The 17,565-nt window shown below is 69.6% G+C and carries 17 protein-coding genes; 6 read left to right on the top strand and 11 right to left on the bottom strand.

Annotation, left to right across the window (positions count from 1 at the left end):
• Positions 1-23: 23 nt before the first annotated feature.
• The 8 genes from HUS23_10530 to HUS23_10495 form a co-directional block, all read right to left on the bottom strand.
• Positions 24-323 carry a BMC domain-containing protein gene (locus HUS23_10530; protein ID QKT04212.1) on the bottom strand — a complete coding sequence of 100 codons (300 nt, stop codon included), beginning with the start codon at positions 321-323 and terminating at the stop codon, positions 24-26.
• 33 nt (positions 324-356) lie between these two features.
• On the bottom strand, positions 357-656 hold the full coding sequence (locus HUS23_10525) for a BMC domain-containing protein (protein QKT04211.1): 300 nt from the start codon (positions 654-656) through the stop codon (positions 357-359).
• A gap of 36 nt (positions 657-692) precedes the next feature.
• Entirely contained in the window at positions 693-1,022 is a 330-nt protein-coding gene (locus HUS23_10520) for a carboxysome peptide B (GenBank protein ID QKT04210.1), read from the bottom strand.
• Positions 1,023-1,025: 3 nt separating this feature from the next.
• Complete coding sequence (locus HUS23_10515) at positions 1,026-1,277, bottom strand: carboxysome peptide A (GenBank protein QKT04209.1); 252 nt, start codon at positions 1,275-1,277, stop codon at positions 1,026-1,028.
• Positions 1,278-2,849, bottom strand: coding sequence for a carboxysome shell carbonic anhydrase (locus HUS23_10510; GenBank protein ID QKT04208.1), 1,572 nt, complete (start codon positions 2,847-2,849; stop codon positions 1,278-1,280).
• A gap of 32 nt (positions 2,850-2,881) precedes the next feature.
• On the bottom strand, positions 2,882-5,737 hold the full coding sequence (locus HUS23_10505; GenBank protein ID QKT05045.1) for a carboxysome shell protein: 2,856 nt from the start codon (positions 5,735-5,737) through the stop codon (positions 2,882-2,884).
• 147 nt (positions 5,738-5,884) lie between these two features.
• Entirely contained in the window at positions 5,885-6,223 is a 339-nt protein-coding gene (locus HUS23_10500) for a ribulose bisphosphate carboxylase small subunit (protein ID QKT04207.1), read from the bottom strand.
• 55 nt (positions 6,224-6,278) lie between these two features.
• Positions 6,279-7,700 (bottom strand): form I ribulose bisphosphate carboxylase large subunit, encoded by a 1,422-nt coding sequence (locus HUS23_10495; protein ID QKT04206.1) that lies wholly within the window; start codon positions 7,698-7,700, stop codon positions 6,279-6,281.
• A gap of 307 nt (positions 7,701-8,007) precedes the next feature.
• Between HUS23_10495 and HUS23_10490 the strand changes: the two genes are divergently transcribed.
• Complete coding sequence (locus HUS23_10490) at positions 8,008-8,913, top strand: LysR family transcriptional regulator (GenBank protein ID QKT04205.1); 906 nt, start codon at positions 8,008-8,010, stop codon at positions 8,911-8,913.
• A 59-nt stretch (positions 8,914-8,972) separates the two neighbouring features.
• Here HUS23_10490 and HUS23_10485 read toward each other — a convergent pair whose 3' ends face one another.
• The 3 genes from HUS23_10485 to HUS23_10475 form a co-directional block, all read right to left on the bottom strand.
• A complete protein-coding gene (locus HUS23_10485) occupies positions 8,973-9,305 on the bottom strand; it encodes a transcriptional regulator (protein QKT04204.1) in 333 nt (110 codons plus the stop codon).
• Between the two features lie 16 nt (positions 9,306-9,321).
• Positions 9,322-10,302 (bottom strand): sodium-dependent bicarbonate transport family permease, encoded by a 981-nt coding sequence (locus HUS23_10480; protein QKT04203.1) that lies wholly within the window; start codon positions 10,300-10,302, stop codon positions 9,322-9,324.
• Positions 10,303-10,391: 89 nt separating this feature from the next.
• The gene (locus HUS23_10475) at positions 10,392-12,404 is read right to left on the bottom strand and encodes a hydantoinase/oxoprolinase family protein (protein QKT04202.1); all 2,013 of its coding nucleotides are present in this window, start codon (positions 12,402-12,404) and stop codon (positions 10,392-10,394) included.
• A gap of 202 nt (positions 12,405-12,606) precedes the next feature.
• Between HUS23_10475 and HUS23_10470 the strand changes: the two genes are divergently transcribed.
• Genes HUS23_10470 through mutM form a run of 5 tightly spaced genes read left to right on the top strand, consistent with a single transcriptional unit; the run spans position 12,607 to position 17,471 of the window.
• The gene (locus HUS23_10470; GenBank protein QKT04201.1) at positions 12,607-13,572 is read left to right on the top strand and encodes an ATP-binding cassette domain-containing protein; all 966 of its coding nucleotides are present in this window, start codon (positions 12,607-12,609) and stop codon (positions 13,570-13,572) included.
• A complete protein-coding gene (locus HUS23_10465) occupies positions 13,569-14,330 on the top strand; it encodes an ABC transporter permease subunit (GenBank protein QKT04200.1) in 762 nt (253 codons plus the stop codon). The genes HUS23_10470 and HUS23_10465 overlap by 4 nt, the downstream gene beginning before the upstream one ends.
• A 2-nt stretch (positions 14,331-14,332) precedes the next feature.
• The gene (locus HUS23_10460) at positions 14,333-15,727 is read left to right on the top strand and encodes a GldG family protein (GenBank protein ID QKT04199.1); all 1,395 of its coding nucleotides are present in this window, start codon (positions 14,333-14,335) and stop codon (positions 15,725-15,727) included.
• Positions 15,724-16,656, top strand: a complete 933-nt coding sequence (locus HUS23_10455) for a DUF4340 domain-containing protein (GenBank protein ID QKT04198.1) — start codon at positions 15,724-15,726, stop codon at positions 16,654-16,656. Before HUS23_10460 ends, HUS23_10455 begins: the two co-directional genes overlap by 4 nt.
• Positions 16,656-17,471, top strand: coding sequence for a bifunctional DNA-formamidopyrimidine glycosylase/DNA-(apurinic or apyrimidinic site) lyase (gene mutM / locus HUS23_10450; GenBank protein QKT04197.1), 816 nt, complete (start codon positions 16,656-16,658; stop codon positions 17,469-17,471). The genes HUS23_10455 and mutM overlap by 1 nt, the downstream gene beginning before the upstream one ends.
• Positions 17,472-17,565: the final 94 nt, after the last annotated feature.

The raw sequence follows: 17,565 nt of genomic DNA, 5'->3' as shown, positions 1-17,565 counted from the left end.
TCAACTCCGTCTTGTAACGCGTCTTACTTTTCCACGGCCTCGGGGAGGATGTTCTCCACCTCGGAGTGCACGCGGGCGATGATGTGCGCGGCCACCAGGCCGTCGCCCACACGCTCGCAGGCGTCCGCACCGGCACGCACCGCCGCGTTCACCGCACCGGTCTCACCGCGCACCAGCACCGTCACGTAACCGCCGCCCACGAACTGACGGCCGATCAGCCGCACTTCGGAAGCCTTGGTCATCGCGTCAGCCGCTTCGATCGCGGGCACCAGACCACGGGTCTCGATCATCCCAAGGGCCACACCAAAACGTTCGTTCGCCATTTCACTAACTCCTGAAGTTGATTGTGATTCGTCTTACTTTTCGACGCGCTCGGGGAGGATGTTCTCCACCTCGGAGTGCACGCGCGCGATGATGTGCGCGGCCACCAGGCCGTCGCCGACGCGCTCGCAGGCGTCCGCACCGGCACGCACCGCCGCGTTCACCGCACCGGTCTCACCGCGCACCAGCACCGTCACGTAACCGCCGCCCACGAACTGACGGCCGATCAGCCGCACCTCGGAAGCCTTGGTCATCGCGTCAGCCGCTTCGATCGCGGGCACCAGGCCGCGGGTTTCGATCATGCCAAGGGCCACACCAAAACGTTCGTTCGCCATTTCACGTACTCCTAACGATAAAGTTGAAAAAGAAAATCAAGCCGCCTTGTGTCGGCGCTCCGGTCCAGCTTCGGCGTCGCCCTCGCCGCCTTTGTTGCCTTTACTCTCCGTCTCGCGACCACCCTCGTCCCAGTGATCGATGATGCCGCCGATGGTCAAATCGGTCGTCGTCGCCCGCTCGTCCAGCGCGTAGCGCGCAGCCGATCCGCTGATGGTGAACACCCAGTTGCCCGGATGCGCACCCACCGGATCCACCGCCACGGCGAAGTTGCCCTTCGCGTCGGCGAGCACGCGCAGCGAGGCGCTGTACAGACCCGGCACGCGCCGCGTCACCACCAGTTCGTCCACCACGCGCATGATCTCCACCGCCTACTCCTCTTCCCAGTAGTCGATGATGCCGACGATGGTGGCGTCGCTCGGGTACTCCTTGCTGCCCGCGGCCTCGCGGGCGGCGGAGCTACCCACCACGATCACCCAGTCGCCCGGTACGCAACCGACCGCGTCCACCGCCACCGTGCGCGGGCCATTGGCCTTCTCGCGCACCACCAGCAGGGGCCGATGACCGAGGTCTCGGATGCGATTGGTCGAGACCAGTGTCTTTTCAACCTTGCAGATCTTCATTCAACAACCTTCCACCGGTTCCAGACGGCTGCCGCGCGTCTTCTCTCGAATGAACATGCAGCAGAACAGCAAGCCCTTCTCTGCGAGGTCGGTGTAGCGCGCCTCGATCGCGCGCTTGACCCGCCGACAGTGCTCGGTGGCACGCTCGCGCGCCCCCGGCACGTTGCCGTTGTAGCGGTAGTGCACGATCACCGGGATCGGGAGCCCGTGCGATGCGTTCAGTTTCCTGAAAATCTTGTTGATGCCCACGTCGAGGTCGGCCGCACCCTCTTCCACCGTGTCCAGGTTCGCGAAGTACGCCATATTGCGAATCTGCAGTTCCTCGAACCCGTCGCCGGCGATCACGAACAGCTCCTTGTGCCCGATGTCCGCGTAGCGGCCCGCATGATGCGACGCCACGTAGTCGATCTGCGACATGTTGTTCACCAGCAGCTGCGAAATCAGCCGCAGCATGCCTTCGTGCGGCGGTCCGTTGCCGGCACCCCAGCCGCCGGTCTCGATCGCCTGCTGGATCGCCTGGTACACCCGCAGCGCAGCGGCCTGGGCATCCATGCCCTGCGTTTCGCGATAGAGCTCGGCACTGTCCACGTAGCGGTAAACGCTCATGCGCGTATCCGCATCGGGCACGTGCACCTTGATCGCGTCCGTGTCCGTGTCCACTCCGATCAGCAGCGTGTCCACCGAGGCGCCGCAGCAATACGTGTTCTGTATCGCCTGGCGGAACTCACGCAGGCGCTTCAGCGCCGCCTCCGCCGCATCGCGCTCGTTGCTGCCGTGCGCCGCGCAGCCCTCGTGGGCCGGGTTCGAACTGCTGTAGTGATACGCCGCCACCTTCAGATAGCGCGTCGGCGTATCGGCCGTGTTCGGCACCCCTTCGCGGAAGCGGATCAGTTCACGCTTGGTCCAGTGCCGCACATCGGACTCGATATCGAACATCGCACCCGCGTAGCTGCGCACCCGCACCGCCTGGTGCGGCACGCGCAGCACGTAGCGGATCAGCCCCATCAAGCGCCCGTCCGAACACGGCGTGATGTCCACCTCGTGGAAGTCGCAGTCGAGGAAGTAGGCCATCGCCCGCTCCGCCTCGGCCTGCAAGTCCTCGTGGTCTTTCCAAAACTCGTTCACCACCTGCTCGAACATGTGGAACATGCCGTAGGCGAACAGGGCCCGCATATCGAGCTGATCCACCCACGCATCTTCCAGCACCTGCTTCGGCAGCTCGAAGCCCAGCTCCTGGCGCGCGATCGCCTGCGCCTGCGCCTCGAAGTCCCCGTCGTGCTGCATGCCCGAGATGCACTTGAGGGTCGGCACCAGTTGCGCGAACCGCCCCTTGATCGAGCGCTCATAGGCCAGCAGCGCGGCGTTGCCCTCCACATCCGTCAGCGGGTGCCCGGGCGTCATCCCCATTTCGGGGCGCAGCACCTGGGCGCCCGGCGTGGCTGCCGACACCTGTTCCGCCACCGACCCCAGACCGGCGGCCGGTGCCGCGGGCGCGACGGCCGGTTGAGCGCCCAAACCAACCGGTGCGGTGTAGCGCGAGCCCAGCGGCGTTCTGTCGCGGCGGCGGTGCATTCCCTGGTGTACTCCTCAGATCGTGTGTTGGCTTAACCGCGTGCACCGCCGGACAGGGTCACCAGCGAACCGCCACTGGTGTTCCCCGAACTACCGGTGATCTTGCTCGGCGGCACCTCCGGGCGCTCCAGCTCCTTGTAGGCCGATGCGCTGCGCCCCTGGCCGCGCGGATCGCCGCGCAGCGTCATGTTGCGCCGTCCGAAGGGACCCTCGGTGCCGGTCACGCGCTCACCGCGCTGCCAGCTGTCGCCGGTGATCGTCACACCGTCCTCGCTGCCGTTGCCGGTGATACGGCCGCCCGCCTGAGCCGGGGCCGCGGCCGGGGCCGCTTCGGGCGCCTGCGCGTGCGGCACCCGCTCATCGCGATAGCGGAACTCGGGGGTGCCGGACACCAGCCCGGCCGCCTTGTTCACCGGCCCGGTGATGTGCCCGCTGTCGCCGTAGGCGGTACCCGTCACGCCGCTCGTGCGACGCTCCCAGGCCGCGCGGGCCGGGGACGTTACCGAAAACCCACCGGCGCGCAGCGGCTCGGGCGCCGGCGCGGCGGCCGGTCGCGGCGCCGCGTATTCGGGCTGCAGGCGCGGATGCACCGCCGCCGCCTGCTGATTGCTCGCGCACGCTGCGGCGTACTCGTCGCTCCCCACATAGGGCGCGCCGGTCAGCGGCTGGCAGGCGCCGCGCTCGGCGCCCGTCACCCGCCCGACCAGCTCCGGCTGGCTGCCGGTGATGGCCGCGGCGGGGGTGCTGCGCTGTGCCCGCACCCGCTCTTGGGCCTGCACCACCGCGGAGGCCTCGCAGAACTCCTGATACTGCTCGCGGCTGATATACGCGGTGCCGGTCACCGGCTTGCACGCGCCATACTCGTCACCCGTCACCTTCACCGAGCGGCCCACCGCGGTGCCCGACACGGCCTGCTGGTTGAAGGTGCGCGACACGGTCACCTTCTCCGGCGTAGCCTCCGGGCGCGTGCTGGGACAAAAGGCGTCGTAGTGCTCGGAGCCGACATACTCGGTGCCGGTGATCGGCTTGCAGCCGCCGTACTCATCGCCGGTCACCCTGGACGAGCTACCCACCTCGGTACCGGAGAGCTCGCGCCCCTTGAGGGTGTGCATCACGCCCACTTTGCGCGGACCCTGACCCGTCGGCGTCTCGCACAGGCCGCCGAAGTCACTCGCCGTGTAGTACTGCGAGCCGGTCAGCCGCGCGCAGGACCCAGCCTCGTCGCCGGTCACCTTCACGTCGCGCCCCACTGCGGCACCGGTCACCCCCAGCCCCGCGAAGGTCGTGCTGCGCGCGACTTTCGCCGGCGTTGGCGCCGGACGGGTGGCGCACAGCTCCGTGTACTCCTCGGAGCCGATGTACTCGGTGCCGGTCACGGACTTGCAGCCCCCGCGCTCGTCACCCGTTACCTTCACGGAACGCCCCACCGCACTGCCGGAGACCGCGCGGCCCGTGAGGGTGTGCATCACGCCCACCTTCTGCGGACCGCCTTCAGTTTTTCCCACGCAGGGTACCTCCGACGCGGCTTCGTTCAGGTATTCGGTGCCCGTGATGCTGCGGCACGATCCCGGCTCGTCGCCGGTGACCTTCACGCTGCGGCCCACGGTGGTGCCCGAGATGCGCCCACCCTTCCGGGTGGCGGCCTCGCCCACCTTCGGCGCGGCGGGCGCCGGACGTCCGCCGCAGAAGCCGGCGTACTCGTCCGCGCCCATGTATTCCGTGCCGGTGATGGCGCGGCAGGTGCCGGCCTCGTCCCCGGTCACTTTCACGCTGCGCCCGACCTCGGTGCCGCTCACGCCCTGGCCGCGCAGCGTCTCGCGCACGCCGACCTTGGGCGCATTCGGGGCGGGACGGGTGCCGCAGTAGGCGTCATACTGCTCGGCACCGATGTACTCGGTACCGGTGACTGCGCGGCAGGTGCCGGACTCCGACCCGGTGATGCGCGAGGCGCGCTCCACCTGGGTGCCGCTCACGCGCTGGCCACTCAGCGTGGTGCCTTCCTCGACCTTGACCGGCCCGCCCTGCGGCCGCACGCGGCCCGTGGGACGGCACTCGGGCGCGTCGCCACGGCCCACGGCGCACAACTCGGCGCGCCGGGCACGGGCCAGATCGCGCCCGTTCAGACCCTTGGCCGCGGCCGCCTGCCACGCCTGCTGGCCGCCCATGGGGCCCTTGGCGAGGCGCTTGGCCTTGTTCACCGCGCTCTTGCCGCGGCTGGCGAGCGCCTGACGGCGCGCCATGCACAGCGCGCGCACCGCCGACATCGCCGGACCCGGCTCGGCCCCGTCCTCACGATCGGCGATCTCGCATACGGCATCCAGCCCCGCCTCAACCGCGGCCTCGGCCAGCGGCGCATCGCGCTGCCCGAGCTCCGTGGCGCACACCCCTTCGGCCGTCATCTTCTTACCGTTGCAGCCGCAACCGCAGCCGCCCTTCTTTTCCTTGCGCTCCTCGCGCGGCGCACTGGCGGCCGCGGCGGCCTGCAGCGCGCCCTTGCCGCCCTGCGCAAGCGCCTGGCGGCGCAGGCGGCAGATCTCGCGCCCGGAGAGGTTGGAGCAGTCGACGCCGTCGCCCGCGACGGCCTCGACCAATTTCTGCACGGAGGGGGCGCCGCCCCTGGCCATGCCCAAACCCGCCTTGCCGTTGGTCGACATGGCACGGCGGCGCGCAAGCGAGGCGGCGCGGCCGTTCGAGGCGCCGGCGGGCGGTGCCGTCGGGGCGGAAGCCGCCTGAGTGCGCGCGGGACGCCGGGCGCTGCTGCCGGAGGCAGCGGGCGCGGCCGGCGCCGATGCGGCGGGCGCGCTCGCGGCGGCGCGGCGCGGAGGCTGCGCGGCCTTGGCGGGCGCCTGACCGATGGCGGCCAATCCGGCCTTACCGGCGGTGGACATCGCCTTGCGACGGGCTAGTGCAAGGGCGCGGCCGCTGGAGGCTTGAGCTGTCGCATCACTCATGACGGTTCCTTTCGGGTTCTTTGTTCAATGGGACATCGGGTGCGCCCGGGCCGGCACGCCCGGGCGCACGCGACTTATCGCTGCTTACCGGCGACCACCACGGTCGACCACGAAAGCCATACCCTGGCTCTGCGCGTAGTTGTCGTAACCGATGATGCGCACCATCTGCCCCGGGTACTCGCGGCGGCAGTTCTCCACCTCGGCCAGCACCGCGTCGACGGACTGCTCGCCGAACATCGGCAGCTTCCACATGTACCAGTAGTGACCGAACGCGTTCTCAGGCTCGCTGTGCTCGATCGCCGGGTTCCAGCCGTTGGCGATGATGTACTGAATCTGGCGACGCACCTGGTCGGCGTTCATCTGCGGCAGGTACGAGAAGGTCTCGTACTTCTGCGACTGCTTGTAGCTCTGAATCTCAGCCATGTCGGTATCCTTCTAGTGGAGGCGCGGGCGGCGCACCGCCCGCGCGTCGCTCGATTTACTTGTTGACCACGTCCAGCTTGTCCGTCGTGTCGAACTCGAACTTGATCTCTTTCCACGTCTCCATGGCGATCTTGAGTTCGGGGCTGTGCTGCGCGGCGGCGGTAAGGATCTCCTTACCTTCCCTCTCGACTTCACGACCCTCGTTGCGGGCCTGCACGCAGGCCTCGAGCGCGACGCGGTTGGCCGCGGCGCCGGCCGCGTTGCCCCAGGGATGGCCCAGGGTGCCGCCGCCGAACTGCAGCACGGAGTCGTCGCCGAAGATGGTGACCAGCGAGGGCATGTGCCACACGTGGATACCACCGGAGGCCACGGCGAACACGCCGGGCAGGGAGCCCCAGTCCTGGTCGAAGAAGATGCCGCGGCTACGGTCTTCGGGGATGAAGGACTCGCGCAGCAGGTCGATCCAGCCCAGGGTCGCGGCGCGGTCGCCTTCGAGCTTGCCCACCACGGTGCCGGTGTGCAGGTGGTCGCCGCCCGACAGACGCAGGATCTTCGCCAGCACGCGGAAGTGGATACCGTGCTTGGGGTGACGGTCGATCACGGCGTGCATGGCGCGGTGGATGTGCAGCAGCATGCCGTTGTCACGGCACCAGTTGGCCAGGCCCGTGTTGGCGCAGAAGCCGCCGGTGATGTAGTCGTGCATGATGATCGGCGCGCCAATCTCCTTGGCGTACTCGGCACGCTTGTACATCTCTTCCGGGGTCGGCGCGGTCACGTTCAGGTAGTGACCCTTGCGCTCGCCGGTCTCGGCCTCGGCCTTGTGGATGGCCTCCATGACGAAGTCGAAACGCTGGCGCCAGCGCATGAAGGGCTGGCTGTTGACGTTCTCGTCGTCCTTGGTGAAGTCCAGACCGCCGCGCAGACACTCGTACACGGCGCGGCCGTAGTTCTTGGCGGACAGACCGAGCTTGGGCTTGATGGTGCAGCCGAGCAGCGGACGGCCGTACTTGTTCATCACGTCGCGCTCGACCTGGATGCCCAGCGGCGGGCCGCCGCAGGTCTTCACGTAGGCGATCGGGAAACGCACGTCCTCGAGGCGCAGCATACGCACGGCCTTGAAGCCGAACACGTTACCCACCAGCGAGGTGAACACGTTCACCACCGAGCCCTCTTCGAACAGGTCGATCGGGTAGGCGATGAAGGCGTAGAAGGACTCGTCGTCGCCCGGCACGTCTTCGATGCGGTAGGCGCGGCCCTTGTAGTAATCCATGTCGGTGAGCAGGTCGGTCCACACCGTGGTCCAGGTACCGGTGGAGGACTCGGCAGCCACGGCCGCGGCGGCCTCTTCGCGATCCACGCCCGGCTGCGGGGTGATCTTGAAGCACGCCAGCAGGTCGGTGTCGAGCGGGGTGTATTCCGGCGTCCAGTACGTGTGGCGGTACTCCTTCACGCCGGCGCTGTATTTCTTAACGGCCATGGGCGACTCCTCAGTTGAAAGTCCTAACAGACAGAAAACGGTGCGGCCCAAGGCCGCGGCTAATAGGGCCTGCGGTCGCCGGAGCGTCGGCCGCCGTGGCCGCAGGCAAGAAGCTGATGAAGACTCTGGTGGGGTAAACGTACGCGAGCGGTTTCATAATTAACAATCATTTCTTATGATTGTTACCATAACCCATCGCTTATGTGGTGTGCCGCTACCCGGGCGGCGCGCGCAGCGTACCCGGGTCGGCGCCCCGGCGCCAGCCCCAGCCGGGCTTTTTTGTGACCGCGATCGAACGAGGCGCCGCATGATGAACTTCACCTTCCGCCAACTCAAGGCCTTCGAGGCCGTGGCACGCCATCTGTCCTTCACCCGCGCCTCCGAGGAACTGCACCTCACGCAGCCCGCGGTGTCGATGCAGATCAAGCAGCTGGAGGAGCACGTCGGGCTGCCGCTGTTCGAGCAACTGGGCAAGCGCATCTTTCTCACCGAGGCCGGGCGCGAGATGTACCACTACGCCTGCACCATTGCCCAGCAGCTCGCCGAGGCCGAGATGGTGCTGGACGAGATGAAGGGGCTGCGCCGCGGGCGCCTGACCATCGCCGTGGCCAGTACCGCCAACTACTTCATCCCGCGCCTGATTGCGGCCTTCTGCCAGAAGCAGTCGGGGGTGCTGGTGAACCTCGAGGTGACCAACCGCGAGGGGCTGCTGAACCTGCTCGGCGCCAACGCCATCGACATGGCGATCATGGGGCAGCCGCCCGGCAAGGACCTGGTCGCACACTCCTTCATGGAGAACCCGCTGGTGATGGTGGCCCCGCCCGACCATCCGCTCGCGCGCGAGCGCGCCATCCCTCTCACGCGCCTGCGCGAGGAGACCTTCATCATCCGCGAGGCCGGTTCGGGCACACGCGGTGCCACCGAACGCTTCTTCGAGGAACACGGCGAGCGGCTCAACACCGGCCAGGAGATGAACAGCAGCGAGGCCATCAAGCAGGCCGTGCAGGCCGGGCTGGGCCTCGGGGTGCTGTCACTGCATACATTGGAGATGGAGCTCCAGCTCGAGCGCCTGGTGGTACTCGACGTGGAGGGCTTCCCCATCCTGCGCCACTGGTACCTGGTGTACCCGGAGGGCAAACGCTTCTCGCGGGTCGCGCAGGCCTTCCACGAGTTCACCCTGGCGCACGCCGCCTCGCTGCTCGAAGCCGGCTGAGACGCCCCTTCTCGCGGCAACGGCCCGCGCGTGCTCTGCGCCATCCAGCCTGGATGGAATCAGACCGTAAAAATGCCCCCGCCGAACTTCTCGGGGCGCAACACCTCGGCATCGGTGACAAACACCAGGATGCGGTGGCCGCGCCCGATCATGCGGTGCAGCGAGGCGAGCAGGTTCTCGGCCTTCTCCTGCGAGACGATCATCATAAAGAGAATGCTGGTGTCCGAATCGAGCACACCGGCCTGCTCGCCGGTGCTGCCGCCACCGCGCACCTCCATGACGGTGTAGCCGCTGGCGCCGTACTTCTCGGCCGTCTCGATCAGGCGCCGCTCGCGCTCGGCGTTGGCGATCACGTTCACCACCTTGGTGGGGTAGGTCGGGATCTGGGGCATGAGGACCTCGCTAGCGTCAGGCGCCCAACAAGCGCGCCAGGTAATAGTAGAGCGGGATGCCGAACAGCACGTTGAACGGGAAGGTGATGCCCAGCGCCAGGGTCAGATAGTAGGAGGGATTGGCCTCCGGGATCGCCAGGCGCATGGCGGGCGGCACCGCGATGTAAGAGGCGCTCGCTCCCAGCACGGCCACCAGGGTGGTGCCGCCCACGCTGAACCCCAGCACCCAGTGTCCGAGCGCGAGCCCCACCGCCCCGCCGATCAGGGGCATCACGATGCCGAAGCCGGTCAGGAACAGCCCCACCTTGCGGAACGCGCCGATGCGCCGCGCCGCCTCCATGCCCATCTCCAGCAGAAACAGCGACAGCGCGCCCATGAAGATCTCGGTATAGAACGGCTTGATGGACGCCAGCGCCTCGGGCTGGGCCGCGTAGCCGATGAACATGCCGCCGAGTAGGAGCAGCACGCTGCCGTTGGTGAGTGCCTCGCGCAGCAGCTCGCGGGTCTCGCCGTTGCCCGCGGCCTCGGCACCCGGCTCGACCCGGCGCGAGAGCTTGGCGAGCACCAGCCCCACGATGATGGCCGGCGACTCCATGATCGCCAGCATGATCACCGGGTAACTCTCGTAGGGCACGCCCAGGCTTTGCAGGAAGGCAATCGCGGTGAGAAAGGTGCCGGCGCTCACCGAGCCGTAGTGTGCCGCGATCGCCGAGGCGTTCAGGCGGTCGATGCGCCCCAACATGACCAGGATGGCGTAGGCCAGCAACGGCAATCCGAAGCCGAGCGCCAGCGCCGCGCCCACCGCGCTCAAGGCCGACCCGAGCGTGGCCTCGGCCAACTCCACGCCCCCGTGCAGCCCGATGGCGATCAGCAGGTAGATCGACAGCGCCTTCGCCAGATCGGGCGGAAAGCGCAGGTCGGACTTGATGATGCGCGCGAGAAACCCCAGCCCGAAGAACAGGATGGCGGGGATCATCAAATTGGACAGGTCGAACATGGCGCACCCTCCTTATGCAGAAGGGAACGTTAGCCCGCCGTTAAATCAAAGGAAAGTAAATTGTAATTATCGAAACGATCAGCGATCGCTTATGCAACACGCTGCAGCAGCAGATTGCCGGCGTGGTCCACCCGTGCGCGCCATCCCGGCGCCAGGTAGGTCGTGGCCACGGTCTCCACCACCAGGGCAGGCCCTGCGAGCTCCGCCCCCACCGCCAGCGCCTCGCGGCGCCACACCGCCACCTCGTCCGACAACCCCCACAGGCGCGCGAACTGGGGGGCGGCGTGCGACTCCACTTCAGGGGCGCCGAGTGTCAGCGGCAGTCGCGGTCCCTCCACCGCCAGGCGCACATTCACGAGCTCCACGGGCAGCGCCAGGCGATGCCCGAAGGCCTGCTCATGTGCCTGCTCGAAGGCCTCGCCCGCGGCCTCGCCCGCGGCCTCGACAGCGGCCTCGAGGCCGGCATCGGAAGCGCTTGGCCACGGCACATTCAGGTAGGCCGACTGGCCCTGGTAGCGCACATCCAGGCTCGGCGACACCGCCACCGCATCGGCGGCCACCCCCTCCTGCGCCAGCGCCGCGCGCCCGCCCGCCTCGAGTTCGCCGAGTAGTGCCGCGATGCCCGCCGCCGGGAACCCGCGCAGCGGCCGCGTGACGCTGCGCGACAAGCGCCGCGTCGGCGGCGCCGCCAGCATGCCGAGCGCCGACAGCACCCCGCCGTGCACCGGCACCAGCGCCTCGCGCATGCCCAGCGCCTCCGCCAGCGCGCACACGTGCAGCCCGCCCGCGCCGCCGAAGCTGACCAGGGTCAACTCGCGCGGGTCCACCCCGCGCTGCACCGACATCACCCGCAGCGCGCGCGCCATATGCTCGTTGGCCACCCGCACCACCCCCTCGGCCGCGGCCTCCGGCGCGAGCCCGAGCGCCGCGCCCAGGCGCGTGAGCGCCGCGCGCGCACGCTCGACGTCGAGCGCCATGGCGCCGCCGAGGAAGGCGTCCGGGCGCAAGCGCCCGAGCACCAGGTTGGCATCGGTCACGGTGGCGGCGGTGCCGCCGCGCCCGTAACAGGCGGGACCGGGGTCCGCCCCGGCCGAGGTCGGGCCGACCTGCAGCAGGCCGCCGGCGTCCACCGCGGCGATGGAGCCGCCACCGGCACCGATGGTGTGCACGTCGACGGTGGGCACCGCCAGCGGCCACGGCCCGATGCGGCCCTCGCTGGTCAGCGTCAGCTCGCCGTCGATCAGCGCGACGTCGGTGGAGGTGCCGCCCATATCGAAGGTCAGCAGCCGCGTGCGGCCGACCGCCTCGCCCACGAAGCGCGCCCCGGCGAGGCCGCCCGCGGGGCCGGACAGCAGCATGTTCACCGCCTGCCGACCGGCCTGGTCCGCGTCCACGGTGCCGCCGCTGCCTTGCATGATGGCGAGGCTCGCGGGCGCGAGGCGCTCGCGCAGCCGCGCGAGGTAGCCCTGCACCCGCGGACCGAGCCAGGCATTGAGCCAGGTGGCGATGCCGCGCTCGTACTCGCGGTACTCGGGCAGCACCTCGCTGGAGCGGCTGACGAACAGGCCCGGCGGCAGCGCGGCGGCGATGCGCCGCTCGGCGCGGTCGTCGAGGTAGGAAAACAGCAGGTTGATCGCCACGGCCTCCGGGGCGAGGGCCTCGATCGCGGCGCGCAGCGCGGCGAGATCGGCGTCGGTGAGCGGCTCCACCAGCTCGCCCGTGGCACCCAACCGCCCGCCGGTCTCCAGACACAGCTCGGGCGGCACCGGCGGGGCCACCGGCGGCGGTTGCAGGTCGTACAGCGCGCGCCGGGCCTGGCGCCCGAGGGTGAGCAGGTCCTTGAAGCCGCGGTTGGTCACGAACGCGGTGCGCACCCCCTTGCCCTCCAGCGCGGCGTTGGTGGCCACCGTGGAACCGTGCACCACGTGCAGCCCCGCCAAGCCGGCGCCGGTCAGACCCAGCTCCGTCAGCCCCTGCAAAATGGCGGCCTCCGGTGCGTCGGGCGTGGACAGCACCTTATGGATACGCAGGCGGCCGTCTTCGTACCACACGAAATCGGTAAACGTGCCGCCGGCGTCCACGCCGAGTAGTCGGGTTCGCATCGGGCTCCTGGTTCTGGTGAGGGGTCGCCTTGTCGCGGCGGGCGCCCTCGGTATACTAGGGCCGCGCCGCCGCCTCCGGGTGACACGGAGCGGCGGGCGATCACACAATGCCGGCGCCTATTCTGAGCGGGCGCGGGAGGCGCGTCGAGTGCGCCCTCCACCACCGCCGCACGGCGCAACCCTTCTGGCGCAGGAACAACGCATGAGCACGCAGGATACGGCCGCGTCCCTGGTACAGGTGGAGCAGGTATCGCGCTACTACGGCGCGCGCGCCGCGGTGCGCGAGGTCAGCTTCACGATGCGCCGCGGCGAGGTGCTCGGCTTTCTCGGCCCCAACGGCGCCGGCAAGTCCACCACCATGCAGATGATCACCGGCAACCTCGCCCCCAGCGAGGGACGCGTGCTGATCGACGGGATCGACATCGTGGCCTCACCGCGCGCGGCCAAGGCGGCGCTCGGCTACCTGCCGGAGCAGCCGCCCCTGTACCGCGACTTCACGGTGGACGAGTTCCTGCGTTTTTGCGCCCGCCTGCACCGCGTGCCGCGCATCGAGGTGGCCGCCGCGGTGTTGCGCGCCAAACAGCGCTGCGGCCTCACCGAGATGGGCGCGCGCCTGATCGGCAACCTGTCCAAGGGTTATCAGCAGCGCGTGGGCATCGCGCAGGCCATCCTGCATGCGCCCAAGGTGGTGATCCTGGACGAGCCCACGGTAGGCCTCGATCCCATCCAGATCCGCGAGATCCGCGCGCTGATCCGCGACCTCGCCCAGGAGCACAGCGTCATCCTGTCCACCCACATCCTGCCCGAGGTACAGGCGGTGTGCGATCGGGTGCAGATTATCCACAAGGGCGAACTGGTGCTGTCGGACACCATCGCCGGGCTGACCCAGCGCATGCAGGCGCTCAGCCTGCGCGTGGCCTTCCGCCGCCCGCCGCCACGGGACGCACTGCAGGCGCTGCCGGCGGTGGCGGATGTCGAGGCGCTGGAAGGCGGGCGCTTTCGCTTGCATCACGCGCGCGACGCCTCACCCGCGGAAGCGCTGGTGGCCGCTGCGGTCGCCGGCGACTGGGGCCTGTACGAGCTGACCCCGGAGCACCTGTCGTTGGAGGAGATCTTCGTCGACATCACCCGCGCGGAGCCCGCGGCGGACGGAGAGCAAGCCGCATGATGGTGTTCACCCTGGCCGGGCGCGAGTTGCGCGCCCTGTTCCTCTCGCCGCTGGCCTGGACCCTGCTCGGGCTGGTGCAGCTGATCCTCGCGTTCGTGTTTCTGGCCCAGGTCGAGGAATTCCTCGCGGTGCAGGGTCAGCTGCCGCTGATGGAAGGCGCGCCCGGCGCGACCGAGCTCATCGTCGCGCCGCTGCTCGGTAGTTCGGTGCTGGTGCTGCTGCTCACGGTACCGCTGCTGACCATGCGCCTGGTGAGCGAGGAGCGGCGTAACCAGACGCTGCCGCTGCTGTTGTCCGCGCCGGTATCCATGACCGAGATCGTGCTCGGCAAGTACCTCGGCGTGGTCACCTTCCTGCTCATCATGCTGGTCATGATCGCGCTCATGCCGCTCAGCCTGCTGTTCGGCGGCACGCTCGACTTCGGCCTGTTTGCCGCCGGCCTGCTCGGGCTCGCGCTGCTGCTCGGCGCCTTCGCGGCGGTCGGGCTGTTCCTGTCCACGCTCACCGCACACCCGGCGGTGGCCGCGGTGGGCACCTTCGCGGTGCTGCTGCTGCTTTGGATCATCGACTGGGCCGGGGCGCGCGTGACGCCCGGCGACGATGCGCCGCTGCTCGCCTACGTCTCCATGCTGCGCCACTACGAGGCGCTGCTGCGCGGCGTGTTCGACAGCAGTGACGTGATCTATTACCTCCTGTTCATTCTGACCTTCCTGGTGCTGAGCGTGCGGCGCCTGGATGCCGACCGGCTGCGGGGGTAACGATGAAGCTCTGGTCCTCGCTACGCCGATCCCGCCAATGGCAGGCACGCCTGCATGGCGGGCTGTTCCTGGTGCTGTTCCTCGCCGTGATCGGCCTGCTCGCCTGGCTGAGCGTGGAGTACTCGGTGCGCGCGGACTGGACCGCCAGCGGGCGGCACACGCTGAGCGAACCGACCCGCGCGGTGCTGAGCCGCGTCGACGAGCCGGTCGAGCTGGTCGCCTTCGTACGCGCGGGCGAGATGCGCCGCCCCATTGAAGAACTGGTCGAGCGCTACCGGCGCGTGCAGCCGCTCATTGCGCTGCGCTTCGTCGATCCCACGCACGCCCCGGACCAGGTGCGCGCGCTCGGCGTGCAGGTCGAGGGCGAGATCGTGGCGCAGTACCGCGGGCGGCGCGAGAACGTCGCGCAGCCCTCGGAGGCGAGCCTCACCCAGGCGGTGCTGCGGCTTTTGCGCGACACCGAGCCGCGCGTGGTGTTCCTGGAGGGCCACGGCGAACGGCGTGCCGCCGGGCGCGCGAATCATGACCTTAGCGCCTGGGCCGAGCAGCTCACGGAGCGCGGTTTCCGCGTCGAGGCCTACAGCGCGGCGGGCAACGCCGCGCCGCCCGCCCCCACCGACGTATTGGTGCTCAGCAACCCGCAGGTGGCCCTGCCCGAGGGCATAGTCGCGCTCATCTCCCGCCACCTCGAGGCCGGCGGCAACCTGCTGTGGCTGCAGGACCCGGGTCCGCTGCAAGGGTTGGAGCCGCTCGCCGAGGAACTCGGCCTGCTGTTCCAACCCGGCGTCATCGTCGACCCGGCCGCGCAGATGCTCGGCATCGGCCACCCGGCCATTGCCGTGGTGGCGAGCTACGGCGAGCATCCGGCCACCCGCAACTTCGAGTTGCTCACCCTGTTCCCGCAGGCGCGCGGGGTGCTGCACCTGGGCCATGAGGAGTGGCAGGCGACCACCCTGGCGCGCAGCACCGAACGGGCCTGGGGCGAAATGGGGCCGCTGGAGGGCGAGCTGCGCTTCGATCCGTCCAGCGACGTGCCGGGGCCGCTGGTGATCGGCCTCGCCCTCGCCCGCCCGCTGCCCGAGGACGCCGACGCGGCGCTGGACGCCGAGGCGCCCGAACCGCGCGACGAGCAGCGCATCGCGGTGCTGGGCGACGGCGACTTCGCATCCAACGCCTTCCTCTACAACCAGGGCAACCTCGATCTGGCCAACAACATCATGAACTGGCTCGCGCACGCGGACACCTTCATCGATATCCCGGCGCGCAGCGCCCCCGACACCCAGATCACGCTCGGCAGCACCACCTGGGCGCTGCTGGGGCTGGTGTTCCTGCTGGTGATGCCGCTCGGGCTGATCGGCACCGGGACCTGGATCTGGTGGCGCCGGAGGCGGCGATGATCCGCGCCATCAACCCGCGCATCGGGCTGAACCTCGCCCTCACGCTGCTGCTGGCGGGGCTGGTGGCGCTCGCGCTGTGGCGCCCCGGGCAGCCGCCCGAGCGCACCGAGCGGCTCACCGCCCTGCAGCCCGAGGCGGTCACACGCATCGTGGTCGAGCGCCAGGGGCGGCGCGTCACGCTCGAGCGCAACGCACCGGGGGCCGAATCGTGGCGGCTGGTGGAGCGCGACGTGGAGGCCAATGCCTTTTTGGTCGAACGCATACTGAATCTCGCCCGCGCCACCAGCTACGTGCACTTCGTCCCCGACGATCGGGAGCCGTACGGTCTCGACGAGGCACAGCTGCGCCTGCACCTCGACGACGTCACGCTGACCTTCGGCGATACCGAGCCGCTGTCGCAGGCACGCTATGTGGACAACGGCGGCACGGTGCACCTCATCGAGGACATGGTGTCGCCGCTGCTGGGCGGCGGCCCGGCGGCCTTCGCCAGCCAGCGCCTGCTACCGCGCGGGGCGGAACTCGCGAGCCTGGAGTTGCCGGAGCTGACCCTCAAGCGCAACGCCGGGGATTGGCTCTCCGACCCGCCCGCCGCCTCGCAGGACCAGATCCAGACACTGCTGGACGCGTGGCGCCATGCCAGCGCCTACGGCGTCCAGGCGCATGCCGAGACAGCGGAGGTGGCGGACGCGCCGCGCGCCGACGCGGAGGCCGATCATCTCGAGACGGAGCAGCGCGCCGAGCCCGGGACGGTCCGGCTGCAGCTCACCGACGGGCGCCGCCTGACCTTCCGCGTGCTGGCGCGCGAACCCGACCTGGTGCTGCTGCGCGTAGGGCACGGCCTGGCGTACCAGATTCCGGCGGCCAGCGCAGACAAACTGCTGCGCCTGCCGCCGCCCCCCGCCGAGCCCGCGCCCGATTCCGCCGGCTGATGCCCGAACTCCCCGAGGTCGAGACCACCGCGCGCGGCATCCGCCCGCTCCTCACCGGCCGCCGCGTCGCGGCGCTGGTGGTGCGTAACCCGCGCCTGCGCTGGCCGGTGCCGGCGGACCTCGCCCGGACCTTACCGGGCCAGCGCGTCACCGGCGTCGCCCGGCGCGCGAAGTACCTCCTGCTGCGTCTGGAGCACGGCACCCTGATCCTGCACCTCGGCATGTCCGGCAGCCTGCGGGTGATCCCCGCCGACACCCCGCCCGGCACACACGACCACGTCGACCTCGTGCTCGACGACGGGCAGGCGCTGCGCCTGCGCGACCCGCGGCGCTTCGGCTGTGTGCTGTGGACCGCCGAGGCCGACGCGGCGCACCCCTTGTTGCGCGACCTCGGCCCCGAACCGCTGTCCGAGGGATTCGCCGGCGACTACCTCTGGGGCCGCGCGCGCGGCCGGCGAGTGGAGATCAAACCGTTCCTGATGGACAGCCGCATCGTCGTCGGCGTGGGCAACATCTACGCCAACGAGGCGCTGTTCATAGCCGGCATACACCCGCTGCGCGCGGCGGGGCGCATCTCCCGCGCGCGCTATCGGGTACTGGCCGAGGCCATCCGCGCGGTGCTGGAAGCGGCCATCGTGCAGGGCGGCACCACCTTGCGCGACTTCGCCGCCAGCGACGGCAAACCCGGCTACTTCCAACTCGCCCTCAAGGTCTACGGCCGCCCCCACCTGCCCTGCCCCCGCTGCGCCACCCCCATCCGCCACATCCAGCAAGGCCAACGCTCGACGTTCTACTGCCCAAGCTGCCAGCGCTAGGCACAGCCCGTAGGGCGCAATAAGCGCAGCGGATGGCGCCTGCAGTGTTCGCACAGCGGCAAGCGCATGCGGGTCGCGACAAAGGCACTCGATT

The organism is Ectothiorhodospiraceae bacterium 2226 (genome assembly GCA_013348725.1).
Classification (GTDB): domain Bacteria; phylum Pseudomonadota; class Gammaproteobacteria.
Note: the sequence above shows the minus strand (reverse complement) of the source record. Positions and strands in the feature narration are given on the sequence as shown.

Bases quoted from the DNA above. Each gene is read 5' to 3' on its own strand.
- HUS23_10495 (QKT04206.1), bottom strand. From the start codon at position 7,700: ATGGCCGTTAAGAAATACAGCGCCGGCGTGAAGGAGTACCGCCACACG.
- HUS23_10505 (QKT05045.1), bottom strand. From the start codon at position 5,737: ATGTCCACCGCCGGTAAGGCCGGATTGGCCGCCATCGGTCAGGCGCCC.
- HUS23_10530 (QKT04212.1), bottom strand. From the start codon at position 323: ATGGCGAACGAACGTTTTGGTGTGGCCCTTGGGATGATCGAGACCCGT.
- HUS23_10485 (QKT04204.1), bottom strand. From the start codon at position 9,305: ATGCCCCAGATCCCGACCTACCCCACCAAGGTGGTGAACGTGATCGCC.
- HUS23_10480 (QKT04203.1), bottom strand. From the start codon at position 10,302: ATGTTCGACCTGTCCAATTTGATGATCCCCGCCATCCTGTTCTTCGGG.
- HUS23_10500 (QKT04207.1), bottom strand. From the start codon at position 6,223: ATGGCTGAGATTCAGAGCTACAAGCAGTCGCAGAAGTACGAGACCTTC.
- HUS23_10525 (QKT04211.1), bottom strand. From the start codon at position 656: ATGGCGAACGAACGTTTTGGTGTGGCCCTTGGCATGATCGAAACCCGC.
- mutM (QKT04197.1), top strand. From the start codon at position 16,656: ATGCCCGAACTCCCCGAGGTCGAGACCACCGCGCGCGGCATCCGCCCG.
- HUS23_10455 (QKT04198.1), top strand. From the start codon at position 15,724: ATGATCCGCGCCATCAACCCGCGCATCGGGCTGAACCTCGCCCTCACG.
- HUS23_10475 (QKT04202.1), bottom strand. From the start codon at position 12,404: ATGCGAACCCGACTACTCGGCGTGGACGCCGGCGGCACGTTTACCGAT.
- HUS23_10470 (QKT04201.1), top strand. From the start codon at position 12,607: ATGAGCACGCAGGATACGGCCGCGTCCCTGGTACAGGTGGAGCAGGTA.
- HUS23_10510 (QKT04208.1), bottom strand. From the start codon at position 2,849: ATGCACCGCCGCCGCGACAGAACGCCGCTGGGCTCGCGCTACACCGCA.
- HUS23_10515 (QKT04209.1), bottom strand. From the start codon at position 1,277: ATGAAGATCTGCAAGGTTGAAAAGACACTGGTCTCGACCAATCGCATC.
- HUS23_10460 (QKT04199.1), top strand. From the start codon at position 14,333: ATGAAGCTCTGGTCCTCGCTACGCCGATCCCGCCAATGGCAGGCACGC.
- HUS23_10465 (QKT04200.1), top strand. From the start codon at position 13,569: ATGATGGTGTTCACCCTGGCCGGGCGCGAGTTGCGCGCCCTGTTCCTC.
- HUS23_10490 (QKT04205.1), top strand. From the start codon at position 8,008: ATGATGAACTTCACCTTCCGCCAACTCAAGGCCTTCGAGGCCGTGGCA.